This window comes from Mesorhizobium sp. B283B1A (assembly GCF_020165735.1).
Lineage (GTDB): Bacteria > Pseudomonadota > Alphaproteobacteria > Rhizobiales > Rhizobiaceae > Mesorhizobium > Mesorhizobium opportunistum.
Genome location: NZ_JAIUIQ010000019.1, coordinates 93,212 through 104,150 on the forward strand (window position 1 = coordinate 93,212; position 10,939 = coordinate 104,150).

13 protein-coding genes are annotated in these 10,939 nt (G+C 62.2%); 7 read left to right on the top strand and 6 right to left on the bottom strand.

What is annotated here, in order from left to right:
• Positions 1–7: 7 nt before the first annotated feature.
• A complete protein-coding gene (locus tag LB577_RS18085; RefSeq protein ID WP_224687729.1) occupies positions 8–1,909 on the bottom strand; it encodes an ABC transporter ATP-binding protein in 1,902 nt (633 codons plus the stop codon).
• Positions 1,910–1,938: 29 nt separating this feature from the next.
• Positions 1,939–2,334, bottom strand: coding sequence for a hypothetical protein (locus LB577_RS18090; protein WP_013893462.1), 396 nt, complete (start codon positions 2,332–2,334; stop codon positions 1,939–1,941).
• Between the two features lie 491 nt (positions 2,335–2,825).
• On the opposite strand from LB577_RS18090, the gene LB577_RS18095 reads away from it, so the two are divergent.
• Positions 2,826–3,284, top strand: a complete 459-nt coding sequence (locus LB577_RS18095) for a tRNA (cytidine(34)-2'-O)-methyltransferase (RefSeq protein WP_023768024.1) — start codon at positions 2,826–2,828, stop codon at positions 3,282–3,284.
• A 128-nt stretch (positions 3,285–3,412) separates the two neighbouring features.
• Positions 3,413–3,883, top strand: coding sequence for a redox-sensitive transcriptional activator SoxR (gene soxR, locus LB577_RS18100; RefSeq protein ID WP_224687730.1), 471 nt, complete (start codon positions 3,413–3,415; stop codon positions 3,881–3,883).
• Positions 3,884–3,977: 94 nt separating this feature from the next.
• Here the strand turns inward: soxR and LB577_RS18105 are convergent, their stop codons facing one another.
• Positions 3,978–4,235: a hypothetical protein gene (locus LB577_RS18105; RefSeq protein ID WP_013893458.1), complete on the bottom strand. Its 258-nt coding sequence runs from the start codon at positions 4,233–4,235 to the stop codon at positions 3,978–3,980.
• Positions 4,236–4,396: 161 nt separating this feature from the next.
• Here LB577_RS18105 and hemF point away from each other — a divergent pair, with 161 nt between their 5' ends.
• The 5 genes from hemF (at position 4,397) to LB577_RS18130 (ending at position 8,227) form a co-directional block, all read left to right on the top strand.
• The gene (gene hemF, locus LB577_RS18110) at positions 4,397–5,311 is read left to right on the top strand and encodes an oxygen-dependent coproporphyrinogen oxidase (RefSeq protein WP_224687731.1); all 915 of its coding nucleotides are present in this window, start codon (positions 4,397–4,399) and stop codon (positions 5,309–5,311) included.
• A 309-nt stretch (positions 5,312–5,620) separates the two neighbouring features.
• Positions 5,621–5,881: a DUF1344 domain-containing protein gene (locus LB577_RS18115; RefSeq protein ID WP_224687732.1), complete on the top strand. Its 261-nt coding sequence runs from the start codon at positions 5,621–5,623 to the stop codon at positions 5,879–5,881.
• 236 nt (positions 5,882–6,117) lie between these two features.
• Positions 6,118–6,303 carry a DUF1059 domain-containing protein gene (locus LB577_RS18120; RefSeq protein WP_023779579.1) on the top strand — a complete coding sequence of 62 codons (186 nt, stop codon included), beginning with the start codon at positions 6,118–6,120 and terminating at the stop codon, positions 6,301–6,303.
• Between the two features lie 284 nt (positions 6,304–6,587).
• Complete coding sequence (locus LB577_RS18125) at positions 6,588–7,166, top strand: hypothetical protein (RefSeq protein ID WP_224687733.1); 579 nt, start codon at positions 6,588–6,590, stop codon at positions 7,164–7,166.
• Between the two features lie 77 nt (positions 7,167–7,243).
• Complete coding sequence (locus LB577_RS18130) at positions 7,244–8,227, top strand: S8 family serine peptidase (protein WP_224687734.1); 984 nt, start codon at positions 7,244–7,246, stop codon at positions 8,225–8,227.
• 37 nt (positions 8,228–8,264) lie between these two features.
• Here LB577_RS18130 and LB577_RS18135 read toward each other — a convergent pair whose 3' ends face one another.
• Genes LB577_RS18135 through LB577_RS18145 form a run of 3 tightly spaced genes read right to left on the bottom strand, consistent with a single transcriptional unit; the run spans position 8,265 to position 10,785 of the window.
• A complete protein-coding gene (locus tag LB577_RS18135; protein WP_224687735.1) occupies positions 8,265–9,527 on the bottom strand; it encodes a CCA tRNA nucleotidyltransferase in 1,263 nt (420 codons plus the stop codon).
• Complete coding sequence (locus LB577_RS18140; protein ID WP_224687736.1) at positions 9,524–10,156, bottom strand: CoA pyrophosphatase; 633 nt, start codon at positions 10,154–10,156, stop codon at positions 9,524–9,526. Before LB577_RS18140 ends, LB577_RS18135 begins: the two co-directional genes overlap by 4 nt.
• Positions 10,156–10,785 (bottom strand): DUF1285 domain-containing protein, encoded by a 630-nt coding sequence (locus LB577_RS18145; protein ID WP_224687756.1) that lies wholly within the window; start codon positions 10,783–10,785, stop codon positions 10,156–10,158. Before LB577_RS18145 ends, LB577_RS18140 begins: the two co-directional genes overlap by 1 nt.
• Between the last annotated feature and the right edge of the window lie 154 nt (positions 10,786–10,939).

Genomic DNA, 10,939 nt, shown 5'->3' on the forward strand with positions numbered 1-10,939 from the left:
GCGATCATCATTCTGCGGCTTGCCCCTTGGCACCGATGTCATTGGCAACGAGGTCGTTGGCGGCGTCGACGGGGCTGTCCTCGAGCAGGAAGCCGCCCGACTGGCGTTGCCAGAGCTGCGCATAGAGCCCGCCCCTGGCGACCAGTTCGTCGTGCGAACCCTCTTCGATGACGCGGCCCTGGTCCATCACCACCAGCCTGTCCATCGCCGCGATGGTCGACAGCCGGTGCGCGATGGCAATGACGGTCTTGCCTTGCATGAGCTTGTAAAGATTCTCCTGGATGGCCGCTTCCGCCTCGGAATCCAGCGCCGATGTCGCCTCGTCAAGGATAAGTATAGGCGCATCCTTCAACATAACGCGAGCAATGGCGATGCGTTGCCGTTGGCCTCCGGACAATTTGACCCCGCGGTCGCCGACATGGGCGTCGAACCCCTTGCAGCCATTGTGGTCCGAAAGCCCGCCGATGAAATCCAGCGCCTCGGCCCGCCGCGCCGCCTCGACAAGCATCTCGTCCGACGCGTCGGGCCGGCCATAGAGGATGTTGTCGCGCACCGAACGATGCAGCAGCGAGGTGTCCTGCGTGACCATGCCGATCTGGGCACGCAGCGAATCCTGCTTCACGCCGGCGATCTCCTGGCCGTCGATCAGGATCCGGCCGCTCTCCAGGTCGTAGAAGCGCAGGAGCAGATTGACCAGCGTCGACTTGCCGGCGCCCGAGCGGCCGACGATGCCGACCTTCTCGCCCGGCTTCACCGCCAGCGACAGGCTCTCGATGACGCCCTTCTGCTTGCCGTAATGGAAACGGATGTCCTCGAAGCGGATTTCACCACGAGAAACGGTGATCTCCTTCGCACCAGGCTTGTCCTCGACCAGGCGCGGCAGCGAGATCGAGGCGATGCCGTCCTGCACCGTGCCGATGTTCTCGAACAGGCCCGACATTTCCCACATGATCCACTGCGACATGCCCCACATCCTGAGCACCAGGCCGATGACCACGGCCACCGCGCCGATCGTCACCGCTTGCCCCATCCACAGCCACAGCGAGATGGCGGTGACCGAGAACAGCAGCAAAGCGTTCAGGATGTAGAGCGAACCGAAAAGCACCGTCACCAGCCGCATCGACCGGTAGACCGTGTCGAGGAAGCCCATCATGCCTTCCCTGGCGAAGGAGGCCTCGCGGCGCGAATGACTGAACAGCTTGACCGTCTGGATGTTGGTGTAGCTGTCGACGACGCGGCCCGTCATGGTCGAGCGCGCATTGGCCTGCTCCTCGCCGACCTTGCCGAGGCGCGGGATGAAAAAGCGCAGCAACAGGATGTAACCGACCAGCCAGACGCCAAGCGGCGCCGCCAGCCGCCAGTCGGCCGAGCCGACGATGAACAGCATGCCGAGGAAATAGACGATGACGTAGTTCAGCACGTCGATCACCTTGATGACGCATTCGCGCACGGCGAGCGCCGTCTGCATCAGCTTGGTGGCGATGCGGCCGGCGAACTCGTCCTGGTAGAAGCTCATCGACTGCTTGAGCAGGTACTGGTGCACCTGCCAGCGGATGCGCATGGGATAATTGCCCATCAGCGTCTGCTGGTTGAGCAGCGAATGCAGCCAGACGGTGCCCGGCAGCGCGAACAGCACGATGAAGGCCATGCCGGCGAGCTTCCAGCCTTCCGTCTGCAGGAAGGTTTCGCGGTTCTGCCCCGACAGCCAATCGACGATGCGGCCGAGGAAGCCGAACATCCACACTTCCGCGATGGCGATGGCCGTCACCAGCACCGCATCGGTCAGTATATAGGGCCATGCGCCGCGCGTATAATGCAGGCAGAAGGCCACCAGCGTCTTGGGCGGCTCGACCGGTTCCGCTGCCGGGAACGGATCGAGCCTTCTTTCAAACCAGTTAAACAACAACATAGGTCATGCTCGTGAAATCTGTTTCCCGCTTACGCGGCGTGGCGACGTACGAAGTCCCCGGGCCGTGTGGCGCCGAGGGCCGACGGTCCGGAATCATCCGGACCGCCGGCCCTGCTTCGCGCTATATAGGGGCTCGCGGGCTTTTCGCCGACAGGCTCGTTTGTCGATCCTGACGGTGCGGTGTCGACGAGCCGGATTTTCGCGCCCGGCCGGATCAGCCGGATAATCCGGCGCACCAGCGAGGGCCGGCCCGGGTCGGGAACCGCACGCGAAAAATCGACATCCGGCAGCATGCCGCGATGCGGCCGGCGGCGGACTTCGGCGTGGACCGCCGACGAATAGGTTTCGCCGATCAGCAGAGCCCAGGTCGCCATCTTGCGCTCGTGCAGGCTTCTTGAACCGGGTATTCTGTAGGGATCGAACATTGGTCCGTCCTCCATGTGAAGATGTGATAAAAAAGGCGAAGCAAGTTCGACCACCGGCATTCGGCCGGAGGTGCGCATTGCCTCGGTCAGGGCATGACTGAACGAGTCGGTCTGGACACGACTGAAGGAGTCGGTTCGGACGCGACAAGTGTCGGTCCGGACATGCTCAGCTCGGGCGTTCAGCCCTTTTGACTTTTTGAAAAACATCGCAGGATTCCTTCGAGTGCCGAAAAATCGTTTCGGCGGGAATCGGTGCGATCAAGTCTTAGAGAGTCAGGAGAATCGTCGTACCGAAACCGCCGTGGGGCGTACTGGCCCACAGGAGAGGCGCTGGATGTGCATGGTCATCATGAGTTACCCCTCCATCGGTTCGGGTTGACAATGCTGGCCGTATACCCGACTTCGCAGAAAATGGCCACCCGCAGGTCCAGGAATTTCCAAAACCGCGAGGTCGCTGTGGCGGATCTGCCACTTATTAGAAAGACGCGGAAATGAACAATCGTCTCCGCATCGCGCTCTACCAGCCTGACATCGCCGGCAATACCGGGACAATCCTGCGCTTCGCCGCTTGCCTCGGCCTTGGCGTCGACATCATCGAACCGGCCGGCTTCCCGCTCTCCGACAAAGCGCTCAGGCGCGCCGGCATGGACTACCTTGAAATGACTGCCCTGACCCGGCATGTCGACTGGGACGCCTTCGAGGACTGGCGCAAGGTGCACGCGAAACGGCTGGTGCTTCTGTCGACCAAGGCGACGGCCCCTTACACCGAATTCGCCTTCGCCCAAGGCGACATCCTCCTGTTCGGCCGCGAATCCGCAGGCGTGCCGGATCCGGTCCATCAGGCCGCGGACGCGCGGCTGACCATCCCCATGCAAGGTGGCGCGCGCAGCATCAACGTCGCGCTCTCCGTCGCCATGGTGGCTGGCGAAGCCGTCCGGCAACTCGGATAGCGGTTCGCCGGCAACGCCGTTTCTAGTCATTTTCACCCAGGCGCACATCGCCTTCTCCTGTCATTTGCTCCATCGGCATTTCTTCGCTACAAGCTCAACTTAACTTGAGGTCAAGCGGAAAATGGAAAATGGCTCCAGCAACGGAACTGACGGTCGGCCAGATGGCCATGCGCAGCGGCGTGGCGGTATCGGCACTGCACTTCTATGAGGCGCGCGGGCTGATCCGCAGCCACCGCACATCAGGCAACCAGCGCCGCTACGGCCGCGACGTGCTGCGGCGGGTGGCGATCATCAAGGTCGCGCAGGAGGTCGGCATCTCACTGGCCGAGATCGGCGAAGCACTTGAATCATTACCTGAAGGCCGCACGCCGACGCGCGAGGATTGGAATCTGCTTTCAACGGCTTGGCGCGATAGCCTCGACCAGAAGATCAGCCAGCTAAAGAAGCTGCGCGACGGCCTGACCGACTGCATCGGCTGCGGCTGCATGTCGATCAACAAATGTCCGCTCAGGAACAAGGGCGACAGGCTGGCAAGGGAAGGCACGGGGGCGAGACGATTGGTTCTTCCTTCTCCCCGTTCATGGGGAGAAGGTGCCTGAAAGGCGGATGAGGGGCAGCGCGAACAGTGAAGGGTTCGCGCTGCCCCTCACCTGCCTGCCGGCATCCTCTTCCCGTAAACGGGGCGAGGAAATCCTAATCCGCCGCCGGCAACCGCCTGATGGTGAATTCGATCAAATCACCCGGGCGTTCGAACCAGCTTTCGATCTCCGTCCAGTAGGCCTGCTTGGGGAAACGCTCGAACCATTCCTTGGCCTTGAGGCGCGCATCGGAGCGCGGCAGCACGAAGGTCTCGCGCAGGAAACCGTCGCGCGGCATGCGCTCGCGTTCGGCCCGGCTTTGGTCGAGCCTTTTCTTCAGGCCATCCAGCGGCGGTCTTGCCGGGGTGCGCACGAAACAACTCCTTGCACCTGGCGCATGATCCCGAAATCGGGTTCGGAAAGGACATGCGCAAAACCAAAGTGACTTGACCCTGTCCCTTAAGAGATTAGGGATCGCGCCCGGAAAAGACGAGTCTTTTGTCGACCCGACCGACCCGCAACCGGAGACAGCACTTGGAACGACCTGAAATGCCACCTGGCCTGCCCGCCGACATCGAAGAGAAGAAGATGAAGGCACGCCTGTGGTTCGAAGCCTTGCGCGAACGCATCTGCGGCGCTTTCGAGCAGATCGAGCAGGATCTCCAGGGCCCACTGGCCTCATGGTCGCCGGGCCGTTTCGAGAAGACGCCCTGGGAGCGTGACCAGGGCAAGGGTGGCGGCGGCACCATGTCGATGATGCATGGCCGCGTCTTCGAGAAGGTCGGCGTCCACACCTCGACTGTTTATGGCGAGTTCTCACCCGAATTCAGGAAGCAGATGCCCGGCGCCGAGGAAGATCCGCGCTTCTGGGCGTCCGGCATTTCGCTGATCGCGCATCCTTGGAACCCCAACGTCCCGGCCGTGCACATGAACACGCGCATGGTCGTCACTTCCAGCCATTGGTTCGGCGGCGGCGCCGATCTGACCCCGGTGCTGGACCGCCGCCGCACACAGGACGATCCCGATAGCATCGCTTTCCACCGCGCCATGCAGTTCGCTTGCGAAAAGAACGCTGATGTCGCCGACTACCCGAAATTCAAGACCTGGTGCGACGAGTACTTCTATCTGCCGCACCGCAACGAGCCGCGCGGCACCGGCGGCATTTTCTTCGACTGGCTGCATTCGGCGCAGGACAAAGGCGGCTGGAATGCCGATTTCAACTTCGTCCAGGATGTCGGGCGATCTTTCTTGGTCGTCTACGGCCATCTCGTGCGCGCCAACTTCAACGAGAACTGGACCGACGGCGACCGCGACGAACAGCTCATCCGCCGTGGCCGCTATGTCGAATTCAACCTGCTTCACGATCGCGGCACCATCTTCGGCCTGAAAACCGGCGGCAATGTCGCGTCGATCCTGTCCAGCCTGCCGCCAGAGGTCCGCTGGCCGTAACAAGATGGTGAGCGCGATGTGAGCCGTATTGATGTCCCATTCCCGGCGAAATGGGCATGGAATGTGGCACGCGGTCCGGCGAAGATTTCTTTTTCGTCTAATAGGCATTTGAAAGGACTAGGTTATTTTCGTGATCGGGTCGGGAAGCGCCGGTGGTCCGCCGAGGGCGATTCCAGGAAGGTGCGAGACGGTCTTCGCTCAGGAATTGCGTCGAAACAAAGCGGGCCGCGACTCGACGCAACCGGACGGCCCAAGACGATGCGGGATACCTCTTCAAAAGGATGCCCGCTCTTTCCAGGAGTACTTTGCATGCGCAAGATCATTGTTTCGGCCGCCGCGGCGGCCTTGCTCGCTTCCGGTTCGGTAGCATTCGCCGCCGTCAAGCACACAACCGGCACGGTCAAGACCTTCGACGCGACAGCCATGAGCCTGGTTCTTGACAATGGATCATCTTTTACGCTTCCCAGCACCTTCAAGGATCCTGGCCTGAAGGTCGGTGAAAGAGTCAGAATCTCATGGGACACGAGCGGCAAGAACAAGATTGCCGAGTCAGTCAAGGTCGTGAAGTGACGACCAACCCGCCCGGGCTGGACGAGACGATGTCCGGCCCTGCCCTGGGCTAAGCGTAAGAGGGCGGAGCGGAGCCGCTCCGCCTTTTTGTGGTTGACCGCAACCAATACCACCCCATCTGTGTTATGCTTTCCGCCCGCTCAGGCTCCGAAAGTCCAGGCCCGGAATTCGAAGCGTGGGCCAAGAAAGCACCGGGGCCTCGCCCAGGCTCCACGGAGGAAAAAGGGAGAAATCCGATGAAGGAATTTCACTGCGGGTCGCTCGTTCCCGGCTGTGACTGGCACACCCGAGCCGACGAGGAAGCCGAGGTGATGCGCCGGGCCGTCGAGCATATGCGCGAGACGCACGGCGAGACGACCATCCGCGAAACTATGATCGAGGCGATCCGTTCACGCATCGAGAAGGCCCGCGACGCCGCGTAAGCTGTGCGCCGACCTTGACGCCCGCCATTCGCTTTGGCGTTGTGGGCGCTTTGGCACCGCACCTGCTCCGTATTGCGACGACGAGATGTTGCAGGAAATCGCTTCGACGCGGTGCACGTCACCTTGTGAGTAAAAAAAATATATTCCCTCCAGCTAAAATAAACCCCGCGGTAACCCAACCGGTGCCACTGTCGGCCGGACAATCCGGGTACTGTGGGCTGCCAGAGAAGCCCGTCGCCACCAGGCACTGATCCGGATCGGTGGGGTGGTGAGGTGGTTCGCGCATGCGCGAAAAGTCCGGCAGTCGACTGAGCTCCTGCACAATGGCGCTCGTTTCGTGCGCGCTCATTGGCGCATCGCCGGTTGTTGCCCAGGAATTGACGACATCGTTGGTCGAAGTCCATCAGGGCTCGCCGCTCAGCGATCGCGCGCGAGGCTTGGGCAATGGCGGTTACGAATTGCAGAGCGGAAACCGGGTATCGTTCAACCGATGGTACCGCGCAAGCTGGGTCGATATGCACGTGGACCTCATCACCCAGATCACCCAGGACACCGGCATCCTTTGGGGATTTGGGACCGGGGAACAGGGCGAGAAATACAGGATCGAGCCCAGCCTCAAGCTTGGTTTCCTCACCCAGATGCATCAGAGCCCGAACAGCACCCTTTCCCTGTCGCTTACCACCGTGATCGGCGGCAAACTCACCGAAAAATCCTGCCAGGCCGACTATGGCGACCTCGGTACCTACAGCGTCAATTGCCGGCTTGCGGCCAGCCAGATGGCTCCTGAGGAAACGTTGAAATATCTGGTTAACGCTAAACCGGAGAGCCAGCATCTGTGGCTGAACTACCGTGTTACTTTCTGATCGCCGAAGGCCATGGATTGAAAAAACGCGGTTCGCGATCGCCCGTACCAGTTTTCTTGTTTGATCGGAGTAGGAACATGCCAGCTAGACATTTGAAATTCGGTATCGCCATGGCCTTCGCCATGCTGTCGGCGCCGATCGCGTCGGCCCAGCAGGCCCCCGATGCCGACGAGATGGCCGCGCTGTGCCATGGCGGCCTGTCCATATGCGTAAGCGCAAAGATCCCGGCCGCGCGCACGCAAGCAGCAACAACACCAGGGTGGATGAGCCCCGACGTCGGTGCCGCGTGGGCCGCGGGTTACAAGGGCAAGGGCGTCACGATTACGATCGTTGACGATTTTTCCAGTACATCTCGGTTCTCCGGCAACTTTGGCATTGGGGTGCAGACCCAGCGGCACGGCGAATGGACACGCGAAGAAGCCTCCATGATTGCCCCCTTGGCAACCATAAGGTCGAAAGACTTCACAACCAGCTCGGCGGTGACGCTGGCGCCTGGCCTGAACGTGCTCAATCTGAGTTATGGTATGTACGCTACAGCGGGCTACAGCCCGAACCAGATCGGATGGAGCGCCGAGGAGGCTTCGATCATCTCTTATGCCACCAGAGGGTCAGCCGTTGTCTCCAAGGCAGCCGGCAACGACTCCGTTGCCGTGGGCGGTGTCACCAATGGCCAGCAGGACTATCTCGACCTCGCCCTGGTCGGCAAAGCGTCAGCGATCTTCGTCGGTGCGCTGTCAACGAACGGCACGACATCAACCCCGGCCCAGCTCGCCTGGTACTCCAACTACGCCGGATCCAATCCGCTTGTGCAAAGCCATTTCCTTGTAGTCGGTGTCGACGGGAGCAAGACGGGCCTTTATGGCACGTCCTTCGCCGCGCCGATCATTTCAGGCTATGCGGCGATCATCGGTAGTAAATTCACCAAGGCGACGCCGACCCAGATCACCAACGATCTGCTCAACACGGCTCGTACCGACACGCTGGTCAACTATAGCGCCTCCACCTACGGCAAGGGCGAAGCAAGCCTTTCGCGTGCCTTGGCTCCCGTGGCCATCAGGTAGATGGGCAGCACTTCGTGCACGATATTCGAGCCAGGCTCTAGGGTTCAAGGGCCTTCGCGGCGCGTTCGAGCAACGCGCCGCGATCGGGCGCAAAACCAGCTTCGATCCATTCTGCCTCGAGATTCTTGAGGATTTCGCCGAGCTTCGGCCCAGGCTTGGCGCCAAGTGCAGTCAGATCGGCGCCTTTCAGCGGAAACGACGGCTTTTCCCATTTGAGCGCAAAGGCGAGCAGGCGCGAGAAACCGCCGGCTTCGAGCAGTGCGTCATTGTCGTCGACGGCCCGCACCCGCGCCGAGGCGAGCGACAGCCGCAGGCGATCGACAAAGCCTTGCCGATCGCCACGATAGAGCCGCTTGGCCAGTTCGCCCTCGGTCGTCTTCGGCTCGACGGCAGCCGTCAGCCCCCAGTGGCGCAGGCGGTCAGCTTCCGCGGTCGACAGTTTCAGCCGCTCGGCCAGTATTTTCATGCGCGCCGCATCCGGCGGCACGATCGCCTCCAGCCGCAGCATCGCGTCGGCCGCCCAACCCAGATCCTTCTCGGCCTTGGTCAGCCCATGGATGGCGTCGATGCCCCATCTCTCGCTTTCCGGCAGCGCCGCGGTCAGGACGCCGGCCTGCCGCATCCACAGCAGCGCCCGAGATGGGTCCGGCGCCGACAGAAGCTTCTTCACTTCGGACCAGACGCGCTCGGCCGACAGCTGTGCGAGCCCGTCCTTCAGCCGCGCGCAGGCCTTCAGCCCCTCGGCGTCCGGCCGCCCTTCGCCATACCAGGCGAAAAAGCGGAAAAAGCGCAGGATGCGCAGGTAATCCTCGCGGATACGTGCTTCCGGATCGCCGATGAAACGCAGCCGCCGTGCCTCGATGTCGGCGATGCCGCCGACCAGGTCGACAACCCTGCCGTCGGCCTCGGCATAGAGCGCGTTGATGGTGAAATCGCGCCGCTCGGCGTCGAGCTTCCAGTCGCGGCCGAACGAGACCTTGGCGCGGCGGCCATCGGTCTCGATATCGGCGCGCAAGGTGGTGATTTCATAGGGCTTGCCGCCTGCGACCACCGTGATCGTACCGTGCTCGATCCCGGTCGGCACCGGCTTGAAACCTTGCGCCTGGGCACGGCGGATGGTCTCCTGCGGCAGGCAGGTTGTGGCGATGTCGGTGTCGGCGACCGGCTGGCCCATCAGCGTATTGCGCACCGCGCCACCGGCAATACGCGCCTCTTCACCGCCCTCAGTGAGCGCGGCAAGCAGGCGCTGCAGATGCTTGTCGGCGAGCCAGTCGGCTCTGCCAGCGATCGAAACACTCACGCATAGAGCCTTTCATAGAGCGTACGGATGATGCCGGCGGTGACGCCCCAGATGCGCCGGTCGCCGTAAGGCATGTCATAGAAGAACCATTCGAGATCGTTCCACATCCGGCTGTCGCGCTTGTGGTTGGCGGGCTCCATCAGGAAGCGCAACGGCACCTCGAAGGCCGCGTCGACTTCATCGGTGTTCAAGGCGAGCTCGAAACCGGGCCGCACGATGCCAAGCACCGGCGCGATGCGGTAGCCGCTGCCGGCGACATAGTCGGGCATGCGTCCGAGGATCTCGATGCGATCCTGGCCAAGGCCGATCTCCTCGAAGGTCTCGCGCAGTGCGGCGGCTTCCGGGCTCGCATCGGTGGCATCGATGGTGCCGCCGGGAAAAGCCACCTGCCCCGAATGGTTGCGCAGCTTTTCGGCCCGCTTGGTCAGGAGGACCGTCGCCTCGCCTTCGTGATCGACGACCGGGATCAGCACCGCCGCGTTGCGCAACGCCTTGCCCTGGTTGAGGCGCGGATGGCCCGGATTGAAGCGGTGATCGCCATAGTCGTCGCTGGCATGGGCCTGCGGCTGCGCGGCGAAGCGCGCGCGAAAATCCGCCGATGAAAACGGCATCGGCGTCACCTGGTCCATCACGCGCTCAGCCGCTTCAGTTGATCCGCCGGCATGATCGCAAACACCGCTCCCCTGGAGCGCACGACGAACATCATCCTGCCGTCGACCTCGATCTCCTCGGCATGCTCGACCAGTTCGTACATGACCGGCCGCGCCACCAGCGCCTCCAGCCTGCCGCGCACCAGCACATAGGGCTTCAATCCGCCGGTCTCGTTCTCGTCGACGAAACGCAGCGGCCGCTCCGGTCCGGCCTCGACGACATCTCCGACATTGGTGCGGAAAGTGATGACTTGCTGGTCGCCACTGCCCGAAACGTCCATTTCGACGGCGATGAAGGGCGCATCGGCGACCCGGATGCCGACCTTTTCCACTGGCGTGACCAGATAGGTCCTGCCATCGGCATCCTTGCGCAGCACGGAAGAGAAAAGCTGCACTAGTGGCATGCGCCCGATCGGCGTGCCCAGATAGAACCAGGTGCCGTCGGCCTTGATCTCCATGTCGAGATCGCCGCAAAAGTCGGGATTCCAGCGCTCGACCGGCGCCGCGCCCTTGCCGGCACGTGCCGCACGCGAGATCAGCGCCTCCAGGCCGCGCGCCTCGGTGGCATCGGCAAGGCTCTGTTCGCGATGTTCGAAGTGTTCCGACATGGTCACGAAATAGTCACTGTTGTTCCGCTTGTCAGCCTAAGTCTGTGATTTAAGTTCCAACGTAGGCGCCACGCGAGGCCGAATCGCGGCAACTTATGCTATGCTGCAACCGTTATTTCCAACCATCTATCTCCAATTTTAAGGGATTGAGCTG